The 24762-nt window shown below is 56.2% G+C and carries 27 protein-coding genes and 2 tRNA genes; 25 read left to right on the top strand and 4 right to left on the bottom strand.

Translation table 11 applies throughout. The features are described 5' to 3' along the window. The first annotated feature begins 91 nt into the window (after positions 1-91). Together RTM06_RS19680 and RTM06_RS19675 are read left to right on the top strand one after the other, a co-directional pair. Positions 92-165: transfer RNA gene (locus RTM06_RS19680), tRNA-Cys, on the top strand. An 11-nt stretch (positions 166-176) separates the two neighbouring features. Then, positions 177-262: transfer RNA gene (locus RTM06_RS19675), tRNA-Leu, on the top strand. Positions 263-274: 12 nt separating this feature from the next. Here RTM06_RS19675 and RTM06_RS19670 read toward each other — a convergent pair. Continuing rightward, entirely contained in the window at positions 275-430 is a 156-nt protein-coding gene (locus tag RTM06_RS19670; RefSeq protein WP_312184432.1) for a hypothetical protein, read from the bottom strand. A gap of 176 nt (positions 431-606) precedes the next feature. On the opposite strand from RTM06_RS19670, the gene RTM06_RS19665 reads away from it, so the two are divergent. Then, positions 607-1779: a type I restriction endonuclease gene (locus tag RTM06_RS19665; RefSeq protein WP_256696145.1), complete on the top strand. Its 1173-nt coding sequence runs from the start codon at positions 607-609 to the stop codon at positions 1777-1779. 149 nt (positions 1780-1928) lie between these two features. On the opposite strand, the gene RTM06_RS19660 is transcribed toward RTM06_RS19665, so the two are convergent. Beyond that, on the bottom strand, positions 1929-2099 hold the full coding sequence (locus RTM06_RS19660; RefSeq protein ID WP_256696146.1) for a hypothetical protein: 171 nt from the start codon (positions 2097-2099) through the stop codon (positions 1929-1931). Between the two features lie 373 nt (positions 2100-2472). On the opposite strand from RTM06_RS19660, the gene RTM06_RS19655 reads away from it, so the two are divergent. Next, positions 2473-3285, top strand: a complete 813-nt coding sequence (locus tag RTM06_RS19655) for a hypothetical protein (RefSeq protein WP_312184429.1) — start codon at positions 2473-2475, stop codon at positions 3283-3285. Between the two features lie 190 nt (positions 3286-3475). On the opposite strand, the gene RTM06_RS19650 is transcribed toward RTM06_RS19655, so the two are convergent. Together RTM06_RS19650 and RTM06_RS19645 are read right to left on the bottom strand one after the other, a co-directional pair. After that, positions 3476-4975: a SulP family inorganic anion transporter gene (locus RTM06_RS19650; RefSeq protein WP_312184427.1), complete on the bottom strand. Its 1500-nt coding sequence runs from the start codon at positions 4973-4975 to the stop codon at positions 3476-3478. Between the two features lie 151 nt (positions 4976-5126). Beyond that, on the bottom strand, positions 5127-5384 hold the full coding sequence (locus RTM06_RS19645) for a biofilm/acid-resistance regulator YmgB/AriR (RefSeq protein WP_008102310.1): 258 nt from the start codon (positions 5382-5384) through the stop codon (positions 5127-5129). A gap of 484 nt (positions 5385-5868) precedes the next feature. On the opposite strand from RTM06_RS19645, the gene RTM06_RS19640 reads away from it, so the two are divergent. The 21 genes from RTM06_RS19640 to RTM06_RS19540 all read left to right on the top strand — a co-directional run bounded on the left by RTM06_RS19640 (position 5869) and on the right by RTM06_RS19540 (position 24649). Further along, the gene (locus RTM06_RS19640) at positions 5869-6300 is read left to right on the top strand and encodes a MarR family winged helix-turn-helix transcriptional regulator (protein ID WP_008102308.1); all 432 of its coding nucleotides are present in this window, start codon (positions 5869-5871) and stop codon (positions 6298-6300) included. Positions 6301-6302: 2 nt separating this feature from the next. Further along, on the top strand, positions 6303-7970 hold the full coding sequence (locus tag RTM06_RS19635; protein WP_256696151.1) for an MFS transporter: 1668 nt from the start codon (positions 6303-6305) through the stop codon (positions 7968-7970). After that, complete coding sequence (locus RTM06_RS19630) at positions 7967-9058, top strand: HlyD family secretion protein (protein WP_293796061.1); 1092 nt, start codon at positions 7967-7969, stop codon at positions 9056-9058. Before RTM06_RS19635 ends, RTM06_RS19630 begins: the two co-directional genes overlap by 4 nt. Continuing rightward, positions 9055-10425: an efflux transporter outer membrane subunit gene (locus tag RTM06_RS19625; RefSeq protein WP_312184422.1), complete on the top strand. Its 1371-nt coding sequence runs from the start codon at positions 9055-9057 to the stop codon at positions 10423-10425. The genes RTM06_RS19630 and RTM06_RS19625 overlap by 4 nt, the downstream gene beginning before the upstream one ends. A 234-nt stretch (positions 10426-10659) precedes the next feature. Further along, on the top strand, positions 10660-11049 hold the full coding sequence (locus tag RTM06_RS19620) for a hypothetical protein (protein ID WP_312184434.1): 390 nt from the start codon (positions 10660-10662) through the stop codon (positions 11047-11049). Positions 11050-11238: 189 nt separating this feature from the next. Beyond that, positions 11239-11976: a beta-ketoacyl synthase chain length factor gene (locus RTM06_RS19615; protein WP_312184420.1), complete on the top strand. Its 738-nt coding sequence runs from the start codon at positions 11239-11241 to the stop codon at positions 11974-11976. Beyond that, complete coding sequence (locus tag RTM06_RS19610; RefSeq protein WP_312184418.1) at positions 11966-12763, top strand: lysophospholipid acyltransferase family protein; 798 nt, start codon at positions 11966-11968, stop codon at positions 12761-12763. The genes RTM06_RS19615 and RTM06_RS19610 overlap by 11 nt, the downstream gene beginning before the upstream one ends. Before the next feature lie 3 nt (positions 12764-12766). After that, positions 12767-13024 carry a phosphopantetheine-binding protein gene (locus RTM06_RS19605; protein ID WP_007887282.1) on the top strand — a complete coding sequence of 86 codons (258 nt, stop codon included), beginning with the start codon at positions 12767-12769 and terminating at the stop codon, positions 13022-13024. An 11-nt stretch (positions 13025-13035) separates the two neighbouring features. Continuing rightward, positions 13036-13290: an acyl carrier protein gene (locus tag RTM06_RS19600; RefSeq protein ID WP_256696156.1), complete on the top strand. Its 255-nt coding sequence runs from the start codon at positions 13036-13038 to the stop codon at positions 13288-13290. Between the two features lie 4 nt (positions 13291-13294). After that, a complete protein-coding gene (locus RTM06_RS19595) occupies positions 13295-13849 on the top strand; it encodes a hypothetical protein (RefSeq protein WP_312184416.1) in 555 nt (184 codons plus the stop codon). Then, a complete protein-coding gene (locus tag RTM06_RS19590; RefSeq protein WP_312184414.1) occupies positions 13846-15174 on the top strand; it encodes an AMP-binding protein in 1329 nt (442 codons plus the stop codon). Before RTM06_RS19595 ends, RTM06_RS19590 begins: the two co-directional genes overlap by 4 nt. After that, complete coding sequence (locus RTM06_RS19585) at positions 15161-15508, top strand: beta-hydroxyacyl-ACP dehydratase (RefSeq protein WP_008102287.1); 348 nt, start codon at positions 15161-15163, stop codon at positions 15506-15508. The genes RTM06_RS19590 and RTM06_RS19585 overlap by 14 nt, the downstream gene beginning before the upstream one ends. Beyond that, positions 15502-17196: a glycosyltransferase gene (locus RTM06_RS19580; RefSeq protein WP_312184412.1), complete on the top strand. Its 1695-nt coding sequence runs from the start codon at positions 15502-15504 to the stop codon at positions 17194-17196. Before RTM06_RS19585 ends, RTM06_RS19580 begins: the two co-directional genes overlap by 7 nt. Further along, positions 17189-17605, top strand: coding sequence for a thioesterase family protein (locus tag RTM06_RS19575; RefSeq protein WP_312184410.1), 417 nt, complete (start codon positions 17189-17191; stop codon positions 17603-17605). The genes RTM06_RS19580 and RTM06_RS19575 overlap by 8 nt, the downstream gene beginning before the upstream one ends. Continuing rightward, positions 17605-18213: an outer membrane lipoprotein carrier protein LolA gene (locus tag RTM06_RS19570; protein WP_409455820.1), complete on the top strand. Its 609-nt coding sequence runs from the start codon at positions 17605-17607 to the stop codon at positions 18211-18213. The genes RTM06_RS19575 and RTM06_RS19570 overlap by 1 nt, the downstream gene beginning before the upstream one ends. Continuing rightward, positions 18179-20500, top strand: a complete 2322-nt coding sequence (locus tag RTM06_RS19565) for an MMPL family transporter (protein WP_312184406.1) — start codon at positions 18179-18181, stop codon at positions 20498-20500. Before RTM06_RS19570 ends, RTM06_RS19565 begins: the two co-directional genes overlap by 35 nt. Beyond that, positions 20497-21069, top strand: a complete 573-nt coding sequence (locus tag RTM06_RS19560; RefSeq protein WP_154192213.1) for a DUF3261 domain-containing protein — start codon at positions 20497-20499, stop codon at positions 21067-21069. The genes RTM06_RS19565 and RTM06_RS19560 overlap by 4 nt, the downstream gene beginning before the upstream one ends. Next, the gene (locus tag RTM06_RS19555; protein WP_312184403.1) at positions 21066-22223 is read left to right on the top strand and encodes a beta-ketoacyl-[acyl-carrier-protein] synthase family protein; all 1158 of its coding nucleotides are present in this window, start codon (positions 21066-21068) and stop codon (positions 22221-22223) included. Before RTM06_RS19560 ends, RTM06_RS19555 begins: the two co-directional genes overlap by 4 nt. After that, entirely contained in the window at positions 22216-22689 is a 474-nt protein-coding gene (locus tag RTM06_RS19550; RefSeq protein WP_312184401.1) for a hotdog family protein, read from the top strand. The genes RTM06_RS19555 and RTM06_RS19550 overlap by 8 nt, the downstream gene beginning before the upstream one ends. Further along, positions 22686-23417 (top strand): 3-ketoacyl-ACP reductase FabG2, encoded by a 732-nt coding sequence (locus RTM06_RS19545; RefSeq protein ID WP_312184399.1) that lies wholly within the window; start codon positions 22686-22688, stop codon positions 23415-23417. The genes RTM06_RS19550 and RTM06_RS19545 overlap by 4 nt, the downstream gene beginning before the upstream one ends. Further along, positions 23414-24649 (top strand): beta-ketoacyl-ACP synthase, encoded by a 1236-nt coding sequence (locus tag RTM06_RS19540; protein WP_312184397.1) that lies wholly within the window; start codon positions 23414-23416, stop codon positions 24647-24649. The genes RTM06_RS19545 and RTM06_RS19540 overlap by 4 nt, the downstream gene beginning before the upstream one ends. Positions 24650-24762: the final 113 nt, after the last annotated feature.

Here is a 24762-nt window from a genome sequence, read left to right as displayed (position 1 = left end):
GACCTTGCCAAGGTCGGGGTCGCGAGTTCGAGTCTCGTTTCCCGCTCCAAATTTAGTAATTCGTATTCAACGGATTACATATCAGATTAAAGGCGCGTTGGCAGAGTGGCCATGCAACGGATTGCAAATCCGTCTACCTCGGTTCGACTCCGGGACGCGCCTCCAATTTACACCCTGCCCGGGTGGTGAAATCGGTAGACACAAGGGATTTAAAATCCCTCGGCTTATGGCTGTGCGGGTTCAAGTCCCGCCCCGGGCACCATATTTTAAGTTGTTAAAAACCAAATAAAATCAAAGCAATATGCAGTAATGTCGTAACCGCCCAAGGGCGGTTTTTTTGTTTTTGTGTATCTGTCTTTACGTGAATCTTCCTGCAAACTGTAATGCTGCGATATCCTTTCTCTCTCAAAATCACTTCTTGCTGACTCAAAACACATCCCTGGCCATATCGTCGCAAATGAGGCTACAAATGCGTATTCATTCATAATTTTTCTTAACTTATGGAAATTGGCATCTGTAACATTGAAAACCGCGTTTCTTGAGTGTAATGTTTCGATTTGTAACGTTTTGTTTAATCATATTCGACATGACTACCAAGGAGTTAGGGTGGAAAACTTTACTGCAAAATTAGCTTCACACGCAAATCATGTAGCAACGATGGGCCAATTCTGTACGACTGAAGAGACAACAAAGCAAGCTCTGATAATGCCTCTTTTAGATATTCTTGGCTTTACACCTTATGATCCTACAAAAGTTAAAGCGGAATATTACGCAGACTTTGTCGGTGTTAAGGCTAATGAGCGAGTGGATTATGCTCTCTTTTGCCAGGGCGTTCCGGTGATGTTTATCGAAGCGAAGGGATTCAACGAACAGATTGAAAATCATTGCCCTCAACTTTCAAGGTATTTCAATTCAACTCCTGAAGTGACAGTTTCGGCAATAACAAATGGTAAAGAATGGCGTTTTTTCACCGATCTAAAACAGAAAAACATCATGGATCATAAACCCTTTCTTACTATTAAAATCGATTCCTTATCTGACTCAGATATTCAGCAACTTTTTAGATTCCGTTACGACAAATTTAAACCAGAAGCATTAAGAACACTTGCCGAAGAGAGTGTATATTTAAGTGCTTTTACTAAAACTATCAGAGCGAGTCTAAGGGATGTCGATAGCGAATTTGTCAGGTATGTTGCTTCAAGATCAAATATTGAGCGGCAGTTAAATCAAAGATTTTTAGATTCGATAACGCCTTTAGTTAAGCTGGCTGTTGAGAAATCTGTAAGTGACATGGTTGTATCGGGTCTTTCCACATCGAAGAAAGAGCTTGCTACGGAGGAAGTAGAAGACGAGCTTCCAGTAGTGCAAGCGAAGCAGCCTGAAAACATAATCGATCCAGACAATCCCAACATCATAACCACAGCTATCGAACTTGATATGTTTGAGAAAGTAAAAAGCATTGTGGGAAGCGAAGCTGATATCAAATATAAAGATACAGAGTCTTATTTTGGAATTCTATTTGAAGGTAAGACAACAAGATGGATAATACGTTTCTACGATAAAAAAAGCTCCTACGTTAACTTCCCTATTGAGCTTAATGATCTGCAAAAAAATGAGATTAAAAGGGCTCGGTTAGAGTTTGATGGGAAACGGTTAACTATTAATGAACCAAGCGATATATTGCGCATATCTGGCGTGATTATGGACTGCTATGAATTTGTTAAAGATGACGATAACTTTAAGCGAGCAAAATTAGAAAGCGAAGTTAGTCAGGAATAACCTGCGTGACATATTGACTAAAAAATCATAGTCACATCCAAATTATCAAAGTGGACGAGTCAGTAAATAACTTAGGTATGCGGAGAATGTGGAGTAACATTCTCCGCAGTTTTAGTAATCATATTCAAGCAGCAAAACGTGGAAAGCCATTAAGATTGTGGTTGTCCAACAGGACCCGCACCTTCGCTGGCGCCTGGCACTGGTTGGTTACTTGGCGCATGTGGACGCCCATCGTCGCCGACCGCGTCACTTTTATGCATACAACCGAAAAGCGAGACCATCGTTAACGTCACCAATACTGCTTTTGCTAAAACTTTCATCTGCTGCTCCTCACAAATGAGCGATTGAGTAACCAATCTCAAAGAGCTCAAAGAATTGATCATGAGGTAAGCAAAGGCAGTGACAGCAGATTACGCAAGCGAAGCGCATTAATAATTTCAAAAAAATCTAAAATCCATTTTTAGTACTAATCTGAAGAAGCAATAACTAATGCGTATTTAAGCGGTGCTTATTAAGTAATGATTTAAAATAAAATCAATTAGTTGTTAACGTGTTACATTTAAATTAATCAAATTTCATTTTTTATCTCAAGTAGCGTTACTTATTTATATAATGCTACATTAATGTTAGTTGTGGATGTTTGATCTTATTGGGATGTGTAAATTTTTATTTTTTCAATAAAGGATATTATTTATGGAGCGTTGGAGAAAATATTTTACCCTTAATATGGCTAAAAATGCATATTTCATAGCTACAGGCCTCGGGGTGTTCATTTTCATGATGTACTGTCTTGAGGTGAGGTTTTTCCCATCAAAAGTATCTTTATCAGAAATTATCTTCTTTCTCTCTATAAGTGCCTCATTTTCACTGATTCTCTGCTTTTTTCTCTTAGGCTGGTATTCAGTATCAAGTGTATTTATTTATCTTCTGTTAAGTTTAGTTAAACTCATTGTTGTTCGGCTGAATCCTTTTAATAAGAAAATTAAAAATTACGTAAGGAAATATGAGTTGGTTGCAAATAAATTGCACATCATAAATGCCTTTTCGGCGCATTTTATCATTGCCATTATCACAATGTTGTGTGTGTATAAGCTAGTTACCGATCATGGAGTTTCACTGCCATCAATAATGATATCAATTGGTATTACTACTCTATTTATAGCAATAATCCCTAACGTTTATTTAGATCGACGAGTTAAGAAAGAAAAACGTAATTTCCATGTGGTCTCCATCGCCGCAGTAGTTATCTTCCTTTTTTTTATGCTTTCAGGACTAACTACGTCACTTATTGATACTACGATGGGAATGATAGGCGTAAGGAAAGAGAATGCTATATATTCTATTAATGGTGCGGAATTAGATATGGCAAGATATCTTACAGGAAATATGAGTCAGTTATACTTTCGCGGTGATGTGATCTTTACAGGTATTGGTGAAAGTTCTTTGGTTACAGTTAATGGTAAAAACGTAATTGTTAACACTGACCATTTAACCATCGCTTATTAGCAGGCTGACATCACAATTGTCCCGGTAAACCGGACAATTGTTGGCAAAATTTTCTTCGATTAGAGAGTACCGCTAAGCACAGCACTTTCCGTAGCGGCGCGATTAATCACGCGATCAATTGCGCCGCTACGATACGTGTTAAAGCTGGTACTGGTTGCACGCCTTAACTGACAAGGATGAGGAGATATCTCTAACTCAAGTTCCCACTCAGCCGCTCGCGGAAATCGCTGCTGCGGTCATCCAGCCCAATAAAGGTGACTTTCGCACCGTGGCGCTGATAGCGATATTCGATGGCATCGAGGGCCGCCACACTTGACGCGTCCCAAATCTGCGCATGGGTTAAATCGATAGTGACAGCTTTAGGATCGTGGCCGTAATTGAAGTGCTCAAATAAATCATTGCTGCTACCGAAGAACAGCGGGCCGCGCACGGTGTAATTGACCTGTTCACCGTCGTCGCTCAAGTGGCGTTCTGCGTGAATTACATGAGCGATGCGACGCGCAAACAGCATCATTGCCAGAATCACACCAACCAGTACGCCAATCGCCAGGTTGCCGGTCCACACGGTGACCGCCACCGTCAGCACCATCACCAAGGTTTCAGACCACGGCATGCGTTTCAGCGTTGCCGGTTGCAGGCTATGCCAGTTCACGGTTTTCACTGCCACTACCATCATAATACCCGCCAGCACCACCATTGAGATCTGCGCCATAATCTGGCTCAGTCCGGTCACTAATAACAGCAGCACGATACCCGCCGCGATAGTCGAAATACGCGTACGTGCTTTGCCCAGCTCGACGTTAACGATGGTTTGACCAATCATCGCGCAACCGGCGATGCCGCCATAAAAGCCCGCCAGAATATTGCCAACGCCGAGCGCCCAGGATTCGCGGCGTTTACCGGAAGGCGTATCAGTGATGTCATCCACCAGTTTGGCGGTCAGCAGCGATTCCATCAGGCCAACAAAGGCGATGCTCAAGGCGGTTGGCCAGATGATTTGCAGCGTGTGCAGATTGATTGGCACCAATAAGGTGGTGAAGCCAGGCAGACCAGCAGTCATTGGCCCTTCATCGCCGACATTTGGTACACGATAGCCGAGCAGCAACGCGACAGCCGTCACCACCACAATCGCGACCAGCGGTGATGGGACGCTTTTCAGCACTTTCGGCAGCAGCAGCACAATCGCCAGCGTGACGCCGAACAGTGCCCATACCAAAGCGGACTGGCCCCAAACGTGCGGGACTTGCGCAAAGAAGATCAGGATGCCGAGGGCGTTGACGAAGCCGATCATTACCGAGCGCGGGATATAGCGCATCATGCGCGACAGTCCAGCGAGTCCAAAAATAATCTGGATAACGCCGCCCATAATCACGGCGGGCAGAATGTATTCGACGCCGTGCGCATGCACCATCGGGCCGATCACCAGCGCCACCGAACCGGCTGCAGCGGTAACCATCGCCGGGCGGCCGCCGAGAATCGACAGCGTCAGGCACAGCACCACCGAGGCCACAAGGCTGACTTTGGGATCGACACCGGCAATCACGGAGAAGGAGATCACTTCAGGGATCAGCGCCAGCGCGGTAATAATGCCGGCCAGACACTCGCGGGTTAGCAGGGCAGGCGAACGTAATACGCGCCCCACGGTGATATCGCTCTCCACCGCAGTGGCGCGCTCAGTTGGTTGGCTCATAGATTGTGCAGGCTCTTTTATTATTGTGCGCATACCGTCGCGGTACGGCAGTAACCAGTTAGAATTTTCGAGAGAGGATGTTACCGGGCAATAAGGTAAGACGCTAGCGCGTTGGGACAGGTGAGGGTGATTCCATCCCTGGAATCCGGCTTTAGACCGCGAGATCGTCAGGTGTTTTATTGACAACCAATTCTAGCAGGTGGCGATAAATATCCAGCTGAATCACATCGCTTTCCATCTCAAGACGGTTAATAAGCGATGCAATAATCGCTTTATTGGAAACCGGCATACCGGCTTGCAGGATTTCGGCGATGATCTGCCCGAAAACTTCCATCTCACTGCTGTCGCTGTTTCCGGCCAGTTTGAAGTAGTCAGCGATGGCAGCGCTACTGTTTGCGGCGTTTTGCATATGTGAAGCCCTTAAGATCGGCCTGATGGCAATGTGCCTCCAGCTCCATGATGAAAAAACGTGCACGCGGACAGGCGCGCACCACCCAACTCATCAACCAACGCAAAAAGACACCTCTGAAGGTGGAAATCCACAACACCTTCAGAGGCGACGCAAAGTGCATCATTCGTTACGGAGCCATCAGCTGGCTCGCGGGATGTAAACTTATACAATCTGAAGCAACTTGTACAACTAGTATCTTAAGCAATTTGTGCTAATTCATATTTAACAATGACTTATAATTTGTAATGTTTTCTGAAATCTATACAAACCTATGCAGGAACAGCAGAAATTTGCGCGAGTTGTACAACTGATACAGAAAGCTGGAGATTTTTTGCCGTGCCCACTACGTTTTCTGATGTAAGCGAGGTTTTCATTGGTGAGCGGCTTCGCCTATAATAACGCTCCCGTTTAGTTAGATACCTAACCATTAGGCCACTACGTTTTGAGCGACTATCCGCAACCCTTTTCTCGTTTGCTGCATCTCACCGCGCACGCGTGGCGTTTGGCCGTTGATCGTCGCCTCAAAGAGAGCGGATTAAGTATGAGCAGCTGGATGGCGATTGCCAGCGTGGCTACCGCCGCCGAGCCGCCAACGCAAAAAGCCCTGGCGCAATTGCTCGGTCTTGAAGAGGCCAGCGTCGTGCCCTTGGTCGATCGCCTGGTGAAGCAACAGCTGTTGGCGCGCGTGCAGCCGCCGGAAGATCGCCGTAAGCGCCTGCTGATTCTGACAGAACAAGGCAGCGTGGCCTTTGCCGAAGTGAAAACCCAGGCCGATGCGCTACGTGCGCAGTTGCTGGCGGATATCGATCCCGAATCGCTGGCGATAACGGAACAGGTGCTGAAACAACTGCTGGCGCGTCTGGGAAGTGTTTAACCGTGGCGAAACGTAATCCTTATGCCCCACGCGAATGGCTGCCACATGAAAAGCCGATGCTGCCGGGCTCGCCCTCAACGCCGCTGCATTCGCCCTCGAAGCGCATCGCGTTTGGCATCATCGGCTTACTGATCTCCCTTACCGGTGCGCTGAGTAACGCGTTGGTATCTGCCAACCTCACCAATCTGCAAGGCACTTTTGGCGCCTATAGCAATGAAATCGCCTGGCTGCCTGCGGTGTATGTGATGGGCAACATCTCCATCAACCTGTTGTTGGTGAAGTTCCGCCAGCAGTTTGGTCTGCGGCTGTTCACCGAAGCGTTTCTGGTGCTGTATGTGATCGTGGCGTTTTTCCACCTGCTGGCCAACGATCTCAGCTCGGCCATCATTGTGCGCACCGCGCACGGCATGGTTGGTGCGGCGCTGAGTTCGCTCGGCATCTATTACCAGATTCAGGCGTGGCCCGCGAAGCATCGGCTTAAAGCGTTGGTGATCGGTATCACTGCGTCGCAGCTGGCGATTCCGCTGGCACGATTGTTCTCCACTGAACTACTGCAGCTGCAAGAGTGGCGCGGTTTGTACCTGTTTGAACTCGGTCTGGCGCTGATCTCGCTGGGCTGCGTGCTGGTGGTGAAACTGCCGCCCGGCGACCGCATCAAAGCGTTTGAAAAAATGGATTTCCTCACCTTCATGCTGATGGCGCCGGGCATGGCGCTGTTGTGTGCGGTGCTGTCGCTGGGACGCATCGAATGGTGGTTTAGCACGCCGTGGCTCGGTGTGGCATTGGCGCTGGCGCTGGTATTGATCGTGGCGGCGATCGTCGTCGAGCACAATCGCAAGAATCCGTTGATCAACACGCGTTGGCTAAGCAACGGCATGATTGTGCGGCTCGGCATTGTGATGATCATGATGCGTATTCTGCTGGCTGAACAAAACACCGGTGCGGTGGGTTTCCTGCAGCAGTTGGGCTTACTCAACGATCAGATGCGCGGTCTGGCGTTAGCGATCATCGCCGGGGTAATTTGCGGCATGATCGCCAGCGCGTTAACCATCAAACCTACGCATCTGAGCTGGCCGATTGTCGCGTCGCTGGTGGTGATGATCGTCGCCTCACTCATGGATGCGCAATCCAGCCCGCTGACGCGTGCCAACAATCTCTACTTTAGTCAGTTTTTACTCGGCTTTGGCAGCGCCTTCTTCCTCGGGCCCGCCATGCTGCTGGGGATTGGCGGCGTGGTGACGCAGCCGAAAAACCTGGTGAGTTTCTCGGTGCTGTTTGGCATGAGCCAGAACTTAGGCGGTTTGATCGGCGCGGCCATTCTCGGCACGTTCCAGACGTGGCGCGAAAAGTATCACTCCAGCTTGTTGGGCGATCAGCTGTCGCAGCTCGATCCCAACGTCACCGAACGCCTCAGCCAGTACAGCTCGCTGTTTAGCAGCCAGTTGCCGGATAGCGTGCTACTCAGCGCGCAAAGCAGCAGCCAGCTGCAAACGGTGGCAACACTGCAAGCTAACGTGCTGGCCTATAACGACACCTATCTTCTTACCGCCGCGCTGGCCTTCATCACCTTAATCTGGGTGTTGTATCGCCTGACGCGTTTACGCTATATCAACTGGCGTCAGACCAAAATGAATGCGGCACAACCAGTAACCCCGACGGAGAATTCATGAGCCAACAGGACGACATTCAGGCGGCAGAGCGCGAGCGCACCAACCGCCGACGCATTCTTTCCATCGCCGCCGGCAGCGGCATTGTTATCGTCGGCGTGCTGGTGATTCTGTATGCCTGGCAGCTGTGGCCGTTCACCAGCACCGTTCAGTCGACAGAAAACGCCTACGTGCGCGGCCAGGTGACCTTTATTAGCCCGCAGGTGAATGGCTATCTGACCGAGGTTAACGTGGTGGATTTGCAGCCGGTGACCAAAGGCCAGCTGCTGATGACCATCGACGATCGTATTTACCGTCAGCGCGTGCATCAGGCGCAGGCGCAGCTGGATATGAAAATCGCTGCGCAGAACAATAACCAGCAGCAGCGTAAAAGTGCCGAAGCCAATATTCTCAGTAACAAAGCCGCGCTGGAAAATGCCAAAGCGCAGGCGCTGAAAAGTAGCCTCGATCTCAAGCGTGTAGAGAATCTGGCGGCTGACGGCTCGCTGTCGGTACGTGAACGTGACGCGGCGCGCGCGGCGAATGCCCAGGCGCAGGCGCAGTTGCGTCAGGCGGATGCGCAGGTCGCCGTTTCACAACAGAATCTGCAAACCGTGGTGGTAAACAAGGCTTCACTGCAAGGCGATGTCGCCAGTGCGCAGGCGGCTTTAGAGCTGGCAAACATCGACCTGGCGAATACACGCATCATCGCGCCGGACAGTGGCCAGCTTGGTCAGCTGTCGGTGCGTAAAGGCACTTATGTTACTGCTGGCACGCGTTTGACTTCGGTGGTGCCGGAAAATAAATGGATCATCGCCAATTTCAAAGAAACCCAGCTGGCGCACGTGCGTCCCGGCTTACCGGTGAACATCCGCGTCGATGCGTTAGACGGAAGGCATTACGATGGCCGCGTCGAGTTTATCTCGCCTGCCGCCGGTTCCGAATTCAGCGCTATCTCGCCGGATAACGCCACCGGCAACTTTGTGAAAATTGCCCAGCGTATTCCGGTGCGCATCAAAATTCTTGACGACGATCTGCACGCGCTGCGTCCTGGCATGTCGGTGGAAGTGAGCATTGATACCGCCGCTGAACCGCACAAGGATGCGCCATGAAGCGCTTACTGTTAGCCATGTGCGTGGCATTAATGGTGGGCGGCTGTGCGACGGAAGTGGATAAAGCGCCGTCATCGTTGCCGATTCCCGATAGCTGGCGTCAGCAGGTTGGCCCGCATGCGCTGCCGGAAGCGCAGTGGTGGCAGAACTTTGGCGATGCCGATCTTAATCGCCTCGTCACGCAGGCGTTGCAGCACAATAGCGATATTCTCACGGCACGTTCACGCGTGGATCAATACCGTGCCGAATTACGTGCCGCGCAGGGCGATAATTTCCCGACGCTGTCGGCGGGCGTTGCGGCTACGCATCAACGTGCGCTGTCGGCGGCGACCGGTCAGCCCTATGAAAACGCGGTGTTTCAGGGGTTGCTGCAGGCCAACTATGAGGTGGATTTGTGGGGCAGCCGTAGCAACAGCATTCGCGCTGCGCAAGCTTCGCTGGATGCGCAGCGTGCCGCCGCGTCTGCCGCTGAGCTCACCGTCGCCAGTTCGGTGGCATCGGGCTATCTCAGCTTATGCGCACTTGATGAGCAGTTACGCGTCACAGAAGCCACGTTAGCCACGCGCGAAAACTCGCTCAACCTGGCGCAGCGCCAGTTTGAAACCGGCTACACCTCGCGTCTCGAATGGATGCAGGCCGCCTCAGAATATCAAACCGCTAAAGCGCAGATCCCGCAGTTGCAGCATCAGATCGAGCAGCAGGAGAATGCGCTCAGCGTGCTGGTGGGCATGAACCCGCGCGAAATTGCGCGCAGTAGCCAGTTCGACCATATCAAACCGCAAACCTTGCCATCGCTGCTGCCGTCGCAGTTGCTGAATCGCCGGCCGGATATCGTGCAGGCGCAGCGCCAGCTGCTGGCCGCCGACGCGTCACTGGCGTCATCCCAGGCCAAAATGTTGCCGTCGCTCAATCTCACCGCCAGCGGCACCTTGCAAAGCGGTGAACTGCATCAGTTGTTGGATAATCCGTTCCGTTTGTGGAGCATCGGCGGCAGCATTCTGGCACCGCTGCTGAATCGCGAAGCGCTGACTGCTCAGGTTGATGTGGCGATGGCAACGCGCAATCAGGCGCTCTACGGCTATGAGAAAGTGGTGCGCAATGCGTTCTCCGATGTGGATAACGCGCTGGATGCCATTCGCCGCAGTCAGGAGCAGCTTGAAGAGTTGCAGAAGCAGGAAGGTTATGTGGCGGAAGCGTATCGCATTGCGCATAACCGCTATCAAAACGGTTACGCCTCCTATCTCGATGAGCTCGACGCCCAGCGCACGCTGTTCAGCACTCAGCTGAATATCGTGTCAGTGAAAAATACGCTGCTGTTAGCGCAAATCGATCTTTATCGTTCGCTCGGTGGCGGCTGGCAGGGTTAAACATCATGCGACAAGGCCATTTTTCGGTAGAAATTCAGCCGTAAAACGGCCTGCGTCTGGTTTTAAGTCGGCGATAAACGATTCTTAAGTGATTCATGCTTCTTTTTACTTGTCTTTACAAATAATGTTATTATCCGCCCGCTTTACACAGTCTGAACGGAACAGTGTTGGTAAGTTTACCAGCGCAGTCGCTCACTGAGGCGGCTTGCAAAGACAGGGGAAGAAAAGGAAATGATGAATAAGAAAATCGGTTTTGCTTTGTTAGTCTCTGCGGTCCTGTTAACCGGCTGCGCGCCACGTACCGCGCCTATCCAGAATGTGAGCCAGACCGTGGGTCAGAGCTACTCGGATGATCAAATGAAGCAGGCAATCATCCAGGCGGGTGCCGCTAACCATTGGGTGATGACGCCAGCGAGTCCTGGCGTGATGAATGGTCACCTGGCTGAGCGCGGACATACCGCAGATATTCGCGTGAACTACACCGCGAACAGCTACCAAATCCAGTATGTTAGCAGTCAGAATCTGAAAGCCGGTAGCGGTCAAATTCACCGTAATTACAACCGCTGGATTCAGAACCTGAGCCAGGGTATTCAAACGCGTCTGGCGGTTGAAGCCGCTAAATAAGCGCGAAGCGTGATTGCTGACATAATGTTGTAAAGTTAGCCGACACGCTGCCGAAATAGAAACAGGCGGGCCATGTGCCCGCCTTGTTAATCGGCGACATCCGCATGGGATGACGGGTATTGAGAGCAAGGAAGGGATGCCGCGCAGCGTAAATCTGACCATCCCTGAGGCTGAAGAAAGAATACAGGTATGAAACTCGCTTACTCCCTTGTTGACTGGCATGCCATTGCGCCGGGCAACAGCACCGCAGAAGAGTGGCAACGTTGGGCGCAACAGGCACCGGCGTTAGATGCCACGCAACCTATTGCGAAACCCCAATTTTTGCCGATGATGACCGCGCGTCGTCTCAGCCCAGGCAGCCGTGCGGCGGTTGAGTGCGGGCTGGCGCTATTGGCGCGGCAAAGCGTGGACGCCATCGTCTTCACCAGTCGCCACGGCGAACTGGAACGTAATCTGCGCATTCTCACCGCGCTGGCGGAACAGCAGGCGCTGTCGCCGACCGATTTCGCCATGTCGGTCCACAACTCTGCAGTAGGCAGTTTGACCATCGCTGCGCGTCAGCCGCTGGTTTCATCCTCGATTTCGGCCGGTATCGATAGCTTCCAGCAAGGATTGATTGAAGTGGCAACGCTGCATCAGGCGGGTTACGCGCAGGTGCTGCTGGTGGATTTTGACGGCGTAGTGCCGGATTACTATCGCCCGTGGCTACCGGAAATCGATCGCTTTAATGCGCCCTACGCGGTGGCGCTGCTGCTGCGCGCGGGCGAGGCGTGGCGCTGCGAAGCGCAAGCGGGCAAACCCGCCGACACGCACAACGTTCTGCCGCAAAGTCTGCAATTCCTGGCGGCGATGCTGCACAACACGCCAGGTTTTAGCGTGGCTGGCGAACGTCATCAGTGGCACTGGGAGCATCAGCATGGTGGATAATTCGCTGGCGCAGGCGCGTCCTGGTTTCAACTATTACTGGCGGCTGGTGATGACCGCCGTCAGCTTCACGCTGTTCAGCGTCGGCGGCCTGTTGCTGTCGCTGATCGGGTTTAATCTGCTGTTACTGGTGCAGCGCGATGGCCTGCGTCGTCGCCACATCGCCCGCAGCAGCATCGCGTGGAGCTTCCGCTGCTTCCTGCGTTTCTGCCGTTTCGTCGGCGTGTACGATTACCAGATCATTGGCGCAGAACAGCTGCGTCAGGATCGCGGCTGCCTGATCGTCGCCAACCATCCGTCATTGATCGATTACGTGATGATCGCGTCGGTGCTGCCGGAGATGGATTGCCTGGTAAAAGCCGAGCTGCAGCACAACATTTTCTTCCGTGGCGTGATTCGCGCCGCCGATTACCTGATTAACAGCGAAGCCGATACGCTGCTGCCAGACAGCCAACAGCGGCTGGCGCGCGGCGATACCATCCTGATTTTCCCTGAAGGTACGCGCACCCGTTATGGCGAGCCGCTGAAATTACAACGCGGTGCCGCCAACATTGCGGTGCGCGCTGGCTGCGATCTGCGCGTGGTACACATCAGCTGCACCGAGCGTATGCTCGATAAGCAAAGCCGCTGGTATCAGATTCCGCTGGTTAAACCGATTTTTACTGTACGCGTACAATCGCGTATTGCCAGCCACGCCTTTAGTGAAGCCGAAGAGGATGCGCAGCCGCTGGCCGCACGTCGTCTGACGCGTCATCTGCAACAGGCGCTGGTGCCTGACGAGACTAACTAAGTTATGCAAGTACTGATTAACGACATCAAACAGATGATTATCGACACGCTGAATCTGGAAGATATCAGCCCTGACGACATCGAAACCGACGCGCCGCTGTTTGGCGAGGGGCTGGGCCTCGATTCAATCGATGCGCTGGAGCTGGGACTGGCGGTGAAAAATCGCTTCGGCGTACAGCTCTCAGCCGAGAGTGAAACGCTGCGCGCGCACTTTTTTTCCGTGGCTACCCTGGCCGCGTTTGTTGAACAACAGCAAGCCTGAGAACAGCCAACATGATGAACAAAGACGAAATTTACCAGGAAGTGGCTTCGCTGCTCACCTCGCTGTTTGAAATTGAGCCAGACGATATTCGTCCGGACGCCCGCCTGTATGAAGACCTCGAGCTGGATAGCATCGATGCGGTGGATATGGTGGTGCACCTGCAAAAGCGTACCGGCCGCAAAATCAAACCGGAAACCTTCCGCGCGGTGCGTACCGTGCAGGACGTGGTGGATGCCGTCGACCAACTGATGCGCGACGAAGCCTGATCGTATGCTGCTGCGGCTGCTAAACGGCGTGGCGCTAATGGCGTGGCCGTTTCTGGTGTGGTTGACCATCACCCAGCCACAGTGGCGCGGTGTGACTGCTCTGCTGACGCTGCTGTTTGTGCTGCGTGTCTGGACGCTGCGCCGTGCCGCCGCGCCGATGGCGCGCGTGATGCTGCTGCTGGCACTGGTCGGCAGCGCGTTATGTCTCGCCAGCCTGCTGCTGCGATCGCAACATCTGCTGTTGTGGTATCCGCTGGTGGTCAATGCGCTGATGCTGCTGCTGTTTGGCGCGTCATTGTGGAGCCCCATGCCGCTGGTAGAGCGGCTGGCGCGGCTGCGCGAACCGGATCTGCCACCGCGCGCGGTGCGTTATACCCGCCGCGTGACGCAAGTGTGGTGCGGCTTTTTCATCTTCAACGGCAGCGTGGCGTTGCTCACCTGCCTGCTCAATGATGTCACGCTTTGGACACTCTGGAACGGGTGCATCAGCTATTTGCTGATGGGCACGCTGATGGGCGGCGAATGGCTGCTGCGTCAGCGCATAAGGAAACAGGCATGAACCTACATAGCCTTCGCGACTGGCTCAGCGCGCCGGATCGCATGGTGGCCTGGCACGGCCAACAGCAATATACGCTGCACACTTTGCGTCAACAGGTGCAGGCGCTGGTCGATCGGCTGCAAAACCAACCCGGCCAATATTGGGCGCTGTGCTTTGATAACAGCTATGCCTTCACCGCCGCGCTGCTGGCGCTGTGGCATGCCGGTAAAACGCCGGTGATCCCCGGACACAGTCGCGCGGCCCAGTTGGAAGAGATGGCCGACAGCCTCGATGGCGTGATCAGCGATATGCCGCTGGCGGTCTCGCTGCCGCAGTTGCGCTGGGACGACGCGCTGGTGAGCGACGCATTACCGCCGATCGCCGCCGATGCCTCGCTGGTGCTGTTCACGTCCGGTTCAACTGGCACGCCGCGTCGCGTGGTGAAATCGCTGCGCGCGCTGGATCTTGAAGCTCGCTGGCTCAACACCTTGTGGGGCGCACGCTTACGTGATTGCCATGTGATTGCCTCCGTCAGCCATCAGCATCTGTATGGCCTGAGTTTTCGCATCGTGTTGCCGATGGCGCTGGGTTTACCCTTCGCCGCGCAGCAAATTTTCTACAGCGAACAGCTGGCCGATCAATCACCCGATCGTCGCTACGCGTTTATTAGCAGCCCAGCGTTTTTGCGTCGTCTCGACCCGGCGCTGGCCGGGCCGCGCTGTGAGCTGATCGTCTCCGCCGGTGGCGCATTGCCGTGGACGGCGGCGCAGCATGCGCAACAGGCGCTGAGCTGCACGGTTGATGAAATTTATGGCAGCACCGAAACCGGCGTGATCGGCTGGCGCTGCGCCCGCGAGGAGAATGCGCTGTGGCACTGTTTCCCGCAGATTACGTTGCGTGAGCAGGAAGCTGGACGCTGGCGGGTGTTTTCCGCTTTGCTGGAAACCGATGCCGGTTGCGCGCTCGACGATCGTATCGTGCAGCAGCCGTCCGGGCAGTTTCAGCTGGCGGGGAGGCAGGATCGCGTGGTGAAGATTGAGGATAAGCGCGTCTCGCTAAGTGAGATTGAACGCCGCCTGCTGGCGCTGCCCGGTGTGGACGATGCCGCCGCGCTGGCGATTCAGCGTCACGGTCGTCACGCGATTGGCGTGGTGCTGGCGCTACCTGAGATGCTGGATGCGGCGGCGCTGCATCAGCTAAAAATTGAGTGGAAACGCGCGCTGCAATCCTGGCTGGATCCGGTGGCGATGCCGCGCTACTGGCGCGTGGTGACAACCATTCCTGTCACCGCACAGAGTAAACGCGCCTGGCCACAAATTGAGGAGTTGTTTGATGTTGCCGGTTGAACTGCATGCCGAACAGCAGGGCGATGCACTGACATTGCGCCTGCACGTTGCCGCCGATCTGTTTTGGTTTCGCGGCCATTTCCCAACGCTGCCGATTCTGCCCGGTGTGGCGCAACTTGACTGGGCGCTGCATTATGGCCTGACGCGGTTAGCTGTCGGGAAATCCTTTGCTGCCATCGACAATATTAAGTTCCAGCAGCCGGTGCCGCCGGATGCCGAACTGCAATTACAGCTGCAGTGGCAGGCAGATAAATCGCTGCTCAGTTTCAGCTACAGCCTGATCAACGGCGACGTGGCAACGATCGCCAGCAGCGGGAAGATCCGCCTGTGTTAAGCCCTGACTTCACGCCCTGCGTACTGATTCCCTGCTATAACCACGGCGCGATGCTGGCGTCGGTGCTGGCGCGGCTGGCACCATTTAACTTGCCGGTGATTCTGGTGGATGACGGCAGCGATGCCATCACCAAACAGCAGATTGCAGCGCTGGATGCGCCACAGTTGCAGGTGCTGACGCTGCCGCATAATCAGGGCAAAGGCGCGGCGGTGATTGCCGGCCTGCGCGCGGCGGCGGCGGCGGGTTATAGCCACGCGCTGCAGCTGGATGCCGATGGTCAACATCAGGTGGAAGATACGCCGCGTATGCTAGCCGAAGCGCAGCGTTATCCGCACTGCCTGATCTCCGGTCAGCCACTTTATGACGCCTCGATTCCCAAATCGCGCCTGTATGGCCGCTACATCACCCATTTCTGGGTGTGGGTGGAAACGCTGTCGTTTTCGCTGAAAGACAGCATGTGCGGCTTCCGCGTCTATCCGCTCGCACCGTCGCTGGCGTTGTGCAATCGACGCCCGATTGGTCAGCGCATGGATTTCGATACCGAAATCATGGTGCGTCTCTATTGGCAGGGCACGCCGAGCCGTTTTATCACCACCCGCGTGACCTATCCGGCCAGCGGCGTGTCGCACTTTGACGCGCTGCGTGACAACCTGCGCATCTCATGGATGCACACGCGGCTGTTCTTCGGCATGTTGCCGCGCATCCCGCTGTTGCTGCGCCAGCGTGGCGATGCGCAGCACTGGTCGGCGACGCCGGAAAGGCGCGGGCAGAGCGGTTTGCGCTTTATGCTGTGGCTCTATCGTCGTGCTGGGCGCTTACCCTTTATCTTACTGCTGTGGCCGGTGGTGGCGGTTTACTGGCTAACTGGACGCACTGCGCGCGCCGCTTCGCAGCAGTGGCTGACGCGCGTGCAGGTGGTGGCGCAACAGCAGAATATCGCGCTGCCTGCGCCGCTCAACAGCTATCGTCACTTCCTGCGTTTCGGTTACAGCATGCTGGATAAAGTCGCCAGTTGGCGCGGCGATCTGCAATGGGGACGCGACATCGATTTCGCGCCCGGTGCCGAAGCCACCATTCGCGCCGCCGAAGGCAAAGGCCATTTGATTCTCGCTTCACATCTCGGTGATATCGAAGCCTGCCGCGCGATGGCTAAACAGGTCAGCGGATTAGTGATTAATGCGCTGGTGTTTACCGACAATGCGCAGCGCTTCCGCGAGGTGCTGGAGAGCATTGCGCCACAGGCGGGCGTGAATCTGATGCCGGTCACCGATATCGGTCCGGATACCGCCATTCTGCTGCAGCAAAAACTGGATGCCGGCGAATGGGTGGCGATTGTTGGCGATCGCACCGCCGTGCATCGCCAGCGCGGCGGCGAACGTCGCGTGGTGTGGAGCGAGTTTATGGGCCAGCGCGCGCCGTTTCCGCAGGGACCGTTTGTGCTGGCGGCGGCGTTACGCTGTCCGGTGCTGCTGATGTTTGCCCTGCGTGAACAGGGCCGGTTGCGGGTGCATTGCGAAGCCTTTGCCGATCCGCTCTCGCTGCCGCGCGCGCAGCGCCAGCAGGCGTTGCAGGCCACGGTCGATCGTTATGCGGAACGGCTACAACAGCACGCGCTGATGGCGCCGCTGGACTGGTTTAACTTTTACGATTTCTGGACGTTGCCCGAGGAGAAAAGCCGCGATGAGTGAACGCATCTACCGCGCTGAGGTGGACATTACCGTGTCGTTTCACGACTGCGATCCGATGGGCGTGGTGTGGCACGGCAACTATTTCCGCTTTTTTGAAGTGGCGCGCGAAGCCTTGCTGCGCAGCGTCAATTACAGCTACAGCGAAATGGCCGCCAGCGGCTACGTCTGGCCGGTGGTGGATACCCACGTAAAATACCGCCAGCCACTGCGCTGCGAAGAGGTGGTGCGCGTCGCCGCCAGTATCAGCGAATACGAAAACCGTTTACGCATCGAATATGTGATCCGCAACGCGGCGGGGCAGGTGACCACCAAAGCCCACACGCTGCAGGTGGCGGTAAATGCGACCACGCAGGAGATGTGTTTTGTCTCGCCCGATATTCTTTTTGAACGCCTGGGAGTGAAACCGTGATCAGAATCCTTTGTCTGCTGCTGCTGGTGATCTGTGCCAACGCCAGCGCGGTTACGCTCGAGCAGCTGCAACAGCGCTTCGCCAGCCAACCGGTGATCCGCGCCAATTTTGTTCAGGTGCGCACCATTGCTGGCATGGCGCAGCCGCTGGTATCACGCGGTCAGCTGCTGATCGCCCAGCAGCAGGGTTTGTGGTGGCAGCAAGCCACGCCGTTCCCGCTGATGCTGATCCTTGATGATAAGCGCATGGTGCAGAGCATGAGCGGCCAGCCACCGCAGGTGATCACCGCCGACAGCAATCCGCAGATGTTCCAATTCAACCATCTGTTGCGCGCGCTGTTCCAGGCGGATGAAAAGGTGCTGCGCGAGAACTTTGCGCTCGATTTCCACGATCTGGGCAGCAACCGCTGGCAGCTTGGCCTGACGCCGAAAGCCGCGCCGTTAAATAAGATCTTTAACCGTATCGATCTGCAGGGCGAAACCTTCCTCAACCGCATCACGCTGGATGACAAGCAGGGCGACAAAACCGAGATCACCCTCAGCGCTACCCGCACCGAACCTAAACAGTTAACCGATGAAGAGCGAGCCCGTTTTGCCCCAGCGCAGTGAGAAAACCGTTGCGCTGCTGTGGCTGGCGGTGTGCCTGACGTTAGCGCTGGCGCTGGCGGTGTTGCTGCCGCGCAGCCAGCTAAACAGCAGCGTGCTGGCGTTATTGCCGCAGCAGAACCTCGGCCAGGCACCGGCTGAGATCCAGCACGGCTTTATGCAGCGCCTCGATCGTCAACTGGTGTGGCTGGTGAGCGCCAACGATCAAAACGGCGATGCGGTCGCGGCCTGGTGGCAAGCGCAGCTGCAAGCTTTGCCGATGCTGAAACAGGTCAGCGGCGCGCTGAATGACGACCAAATGCAGCGCTGGGGCGCCTATGCGTTTCAGCATCGCAACGGTTTGATCGATCCAGCCACGCGCGCGCGCTTGCAGAACGGCGGCGGCGCGCAGGCCGACTGGATACTGGCGCAGCTGTTCTCGGCCTTCGCGGGCGTCGGCAGCAAAGAGATCGGCAACGATCCGTTGCTGCTGGTGCGCGGCGCGCAATTAGCGTTGCAGCAGAGTGCCAACAAAATGCTGCTGCATAACGGTTGGCTGACGGTCAACGATGCGCAGCAGCGCCGCTGGTATTTCCTGCACGGTGAACTGGCGAGCAATGCTTTCAGTATCAAAGAGAGCCATCAGCTGGTGACCGCACTCAATCAGCTGGAGCAACAGCTGAAAACCCGCTGGCCGGATGCGCAGCTGCTGACGCGCGGCACGGTGCTGTTCAGTGACGATGCCAGCCAGCGCGCGCAGCGTGATGTTGAAACCCTTGGCAGCGCGACGTTAGCGGGATTGCTGCTGCTGGTGTGGCTGGTTTTCCGTTCGTTGCGACCGCTGGCGCTGTGCGCACTGTCGGTGGCGATTGGCGCGATGGCGGGCACGGTGCTGACGCTGCTGTGTTTTGGTGAGCTGCATCTCACCACCTTAGTGATGAGTCTCAGTATTGTCGGCATATCGGCCGATTATACGCTCTACTACCTGACGGAACGCATGGTGCACGGCGAGCAGGCCACGCCGTGGCAAAGCTTGCATAAGGTACGCGGCACGCTGCTGCTGGCGCTCGGCACCACAGCGATTGCCTGGCTGCTGATGCTACTGGCACCGTTCCCCGGCTTGCGCCAGCTGGCGGTGTATGCTGCCAGCGGATTGAGCGCTTCCTGCCTGACGGTGATCTGTTTTTATCCGTGGCTGGTGCGTTGTTTACCGGTGCGACCGATTCCGGCGATGGTGTGGCTGGCGCGCTGGCTGGCCGCGTGGCGGCGCAATAACGGGCTGAAGCGCGGCTTACCGGCGCTGGTGGCGATCTATGCGCTGAGCGGCATGCTACAACTCAAAGTCGATGATGATATTGCGCATCTGCAAAGCGCACCGGCGCAACTGTTAGCGCAGGATCGTCAGCTGGCGCAGCTGACCGGTCAGCAGGCCGATCAAACTTGGTTTGTGGTGTGGGGCGATGATGAACAGCAAGCGCTGCAGCGGCTGAGCGCGCTGGCGCCGCAGCTACAGCAGGCGCAGCAGCAAGGCTGGCTTGCGAGTTATCGCGTGCTGCCGCTCAGTTCGCTGGCGCAGCAGCAGCAGGATGTAGCGCTGCTACAGCAGGCCGCACCCACCATTCTGGAACGATTAAAGCAGGCGGGCATCACGGTGGCGAATGCCAATCTCAGCGCCATGCCGGTGACCGCAGCTGACTGGCTGGCGAGCCCGCTAAGTGAAGGCTGGCGGCTGCTGTGGCTGTCGCTGCCGGACGGACGCAGCAGCGTGCTGGTGCCGATCGGCGGCGTTAAAAACAGCGCCGCGCTGCAGCAGCTGGCATCCCAGCAGGCGGGCGTTAGCTGGGTTGATCGCAAGGCCAGCTATGATGAACTGTTCCGCTTCTCGCGCACGCTGCTGAGCGGATTGCTGGCGCTGGCGTTATTGCTGATTACCGCCAGCTACATGCTGCGACTGGGCGTGAAAGCCGGCCTGCGCAGCGCGCTGCCGTCGTGGCTGTCGCTGGCGGCGGCGCTGGCGACCTTGGGCTGGATCGGCGCGAGCCTCAATCTGTTTGCCTTGCTGGCGCTGATTCTGGTGCTGGGCATCGGCATCAACTACACGCTGTTCTTCAGCAATCCGCGCGGTACGCCGTTAACCTCAATGCTGGCGGTGACGCTGGCAATGATGACCACGCTGTTAACGCTCGGCATGCTGGTGTTCAGCAGCACTGCGGCTATTAGCGGTTTTGGTACCGTGCTATGCAGCGGGATTTTTTGTGCATTCTTGCTGGCGCCGCTGGCGCTGGCTCCGGGGAAAAGGAAGCAACGATGAAAATGGGCATTTTGCTGCTGTTGAGCCTGCTGGTCAGCGGCTGCGCGCAGCATCAGAGCGACCTCAACCGACCAAGCGCGTGGCTGAAACCGGGCGTGCGCGTCACGCTGCCAGCGCCAGGCATTTCGCCGGCGTTTCAGCAGCAGCAGTTGCTGACCGGCCACGCCAAAGGCAAAACCCAGTCGCTGCTGGTGCTACTAAGCGCCGATTCGCAACAGCTGAGCCTCGCCGGTTTGTCATCGCTTGGCATTCGCCTGTTCCGCGTCACCTATGATAAAAACGGCATTCACACGCAGCAGATGATGGCGCTGCCGGAAATGCCGCCCGCCAGTCAGGTGCTGGCGGATGTGATGCTCAGCCACTGGCCGATCAGCGCATGGCAGCCGCAGTTGCCGCGTGGCTGGACGTTGACCGACATCGACGATCGACGCGAGCTGCGCGATCCTTCTGGCAAAGTGGTGACGCTGATTCGCTATCTGCAGCGCGGCGAGTTGCGTGAGCCGATCAGCATCGACCAACGCGCCTTTGGCTATCAGATTCAAATCCAACATCTGGATGCCTCATCATGATCTACCTCTCCGCCTTTGGCATGGTGAATGCGCTGGGCAATAACCTGGCGCAGATTGCCGCGCAGCTGCAAGCCGGTGAAGCGCCGGGCATGCAGCCGCGCGACGGCTGGCTGCAAGATGGCAAACGCTGCTGGCTGGGCGAAGTGCAGGGCGCGTTGCCGCCAATTCCTGCCGCGCTGGCGGCGCATAACACCCGCAACAATCAGTTGCTGCTGGCCGCGCTGGCGCAGATACGCCCGGCAGTGGATGCGGCTATCGCGCAATATGGCCGCGAGCGCGTGGCGATTGTGCTCGGCACCAGCACCTCCGGCGTCGATGAAGGCGATCGTCAGGTAGATGACGCATTGCCGGGCTACGATTACCGCATGCAGGAGCTTGGCGATCCGTCGCGTTTCCTGGCGCACTATTTAGAACTGGATGGTCCGGCTTACACCATTTCGACTGCCTGTTCCTCCAGCGCGCGCGCGATCATCAGCGGCCAACGTTTGATCGATGCCGGATTGGCGGACGTGGCGCTGGTGGGCGGCGCGGATTCGCTGAGCCGCATGCCGATTAACGGCTTCGCCAGCCTGGATTCGCTCTCTGAGCGTCACTGCGCGCCGTTCAGCGCCGATCGCGACGGCATTTCGATTGGCGAAGCTGCCGCGCTGCTGCTGCTGACGCGCGAACAGCAGCCGCTGGCGCTGCTCGGTTGTGGTGAATCCTCGGACGCGTGGCACATGTCGGCGCCGCATCCGGAAGGCATCGGTGCCGAGGGCGCTATGCTGATGGCGCTGCAACAGGCGGGTTTACAGCCGCAGGATGTCGGCTACATCAACCTGCACGGCACCGCTACGCCGCTGAACGATCAGGTGGAATCGGCGGTGATTCATCGCCTGTTTGGCGACCGCGTGCCGTGCAGCTCAACCAAACACCTTACCGGCCACACGCTGGGCGCGGCGGGCGCGACCGAAGCGGCTTTGGCTGCACTGATTCTGCAGCAGCATCTGCCGCTGCCGCCGCAGGATTTCTCGCAGTTGGCACGTGATATCTCGCTGCCGGAATGCGGTTTGATCACCGCGCCGCAGCCATTGGCGCGTCCGGTGATTGCTTCAAATTCGTTTGCTTTTGGCGGGAACAATACCTGCCTGATTCTAGGAAAGCCTCATGAGTGATTTTCTGCCGGTTGATGCCTATCTGCCGCATCGCGCGCCGATGCTGCTGCTGGATCGCGTCATCCAGGTGACGGACGACAGCGTGATCTGCGAAGTCAGCATCAACGCGACGGGCGTGCTGGTGCCGTTTCTCACGCCGCAGGGCGATTTGCCAGCGTGGTACGGCGTGGAGATCATGGCGCAGACGGTTGGTGTCTGGTCGGGATTTCATGCGCGTCAGCGCGGCGACAGTGAGATTCGTCCCGGTATGCTGCTGGGCGGACGCGGCTATCGTGCCAGCGGCGCCGCTTTCGCCGCCAACAGCACGCTGCGCGTCGAAATGCGCCTGCTGATGCGTGACGACAGATTGGGCAGCTTCGAAGGGGAAATCTGCTGCGGCGACGCAATCATCGCCAGCGGGCGGCTGAATACCTATCAGCCCAATGAACACGAGTTAATTCAATTGCAACAAGGAATTCAGCCATGACACGCAGCGTTTTAGTGACCGGCGCAAGTAAAGGAATTGGCCGCGCCATCGCACTGCGTCTGGCGCAGGATGGCTTTGAAATTGTGGTGCATTATCACCGCGACAGCGCCGGAGCGGCGCAGACGCTGGCAGAGATGGTGGCGGCGGGCGGATGTGGGCGCACCTTGCAGTTTGACGTGGCGCAGCGCGAAACCACACGCAACGCACTCGAACAGGACATTGCCGCGCACGGCGCCTATTACGGCGTGGTAAGCAATGCGGGCATCACGCGGGATGCGGCATTTCCGGCGCTGACCGATGATGAGTGGGACAGCGTGATCCACACCAATCTCGACAGCTTCTACAACGTGATTCATCCGTGCGTGATGCCAATGATTGGCCTGCGCAAGGGCGGACGCATTATTACGCTCTCTTCGGTATCGGGGATCATGGGCAATCGCGGCCAGGTTAACTACAGCGCGGCCAAAGCCGGTATTATCGGTGCCACCAAAGCGCTGGCGATTGAGCTGGCGAAACGCAAAATTACCGTGAACTGCATCGCCCCCGGCTTGATTGATACCGGCATGACCGATCTTGAGCCGCTGGTGATTGATGAAGCAATGAAGCTGATTCCGATGAAGCGCATGGGCGCGGCAGAGGAAGTCGCCGGACTGGCCAGCTACTTAATGTCGGACATCGCGGGCTACGTCACGCGTCAGGTGATTTCAATCAATGGAGGTATGCTGTGATTCAGCGTGTAGTGGTAACCGGCATGGGCGGCGTGACCGCTTTTGGTGAGCGCTGGAGCGCGGTGGCTGAGCGGATCAAACAGGGCAAAAATGCGGTGCGTCATATGCCGGAATGGCAGGTTTACGACGGCTTGCACACGCTGCTCGGCGCGCCGGTGGACGACTTCACGCCGCCCGCGCATTACACGCGCAAACGCATTCGCTCGATGGGGCGCGTTTCACTGATGGCGACGCGCGCCACGGAACTCGCGCTGGAGCAGGCCGGTTTGATCGACCATCCGGTGCTGACCAATGGTGAAACCGGCATTGCTTATGGTTCCTCAACCGGCAGCACCGGACCGGTGAGTGAGTTCGCTACCATGCTGACGGAAAAGCACACCAACAACATCACCGGCACCACTTATGTGCAGATGATGCCGCACACTACCGCCGTGAATGCGGGTCTGTTCTTCGGCCTGCGCGGCCGCGTGATCCCGACGTCCAGCGCCTGTACCTCGGGCAGCCAGGCGATCGGTTATGCGTGGGAAGCGATTCGCCACGGTTATCAAACCGTGATGGTGGCGGGGGGCGCGGAAGAGTTGTGTCCATCCGAAGCAGCGGTGTTCGATACGCTGTTCGCCACCAGCCAGCGCAACGACGCGCCACACACCTCGCCCGCACCGTTCGACCAGCAGCGCGACGGTTTAGTGATTGGCGAAGGCGCGGGCACTTTGATTCTCGAATCGCTGGAACATGCGCAGGCGCGCGGTGCCACCATTTATGCGGAGCTGGTAGGTTTTCACACCAACTGCGACGCCGCGCATATCACTCAGCCGCAGCGTGAAACCATGCAGATTTGTATCGAGCGTGCGCTGAGAACCGCCGGTGTCACGGCGGAACAGATCGGCTATATCAACGCCCACGGCACCGCCACCGACCGCGGCGATATCGCCGAAAGCCAAGCCACCGCGGCGATTTATGGCAACAGCACGCCAATCTCTTCGCTGAAAAGCTACTTTGGTCATACGCTGGGCGCGTGCGGGGCGCTGGAAGCCTGGATGAGCATTGAAATGATGCGCGAAGGCTGGTTTGCGCCGACGCTGAATCTGTCGCAACCGGCAGCGGAATGCGGTGAACTTGATTACATCATCGGCGAAGCACGCCAGATTGAGACGGATTACATTCAATCTAATAATTTTGCGTTTGGCGGTATTAATACTTCGCTGGTGTTTAAACGCTGGCGCGATGGCTGATAGTAGGTCGCTATGAATGGCGCTTGTTAGTTAAGTCCGCGACGAACGCATGCCAGATGCGCTTTTGGTCCGGCGGTCCTCGCGCCGCTTACGCGGTACCTTCACTTCGCTCG

Source organism: Pantoea sp. CTOTU46764 (assembly GCF_031974595.1).
Classification (GTDB): domain Bacteria; phylum Pseudomonadota; class Gammaproteobacteria; order Enterobacterales; family Enterobacteriaceae; genus Pantoea; species Pantoea trifolii.
Note: the sequence above shows the minus strand (reverse complement) of the source record. Positions and strands in the feature narration are given on the sequence as shown.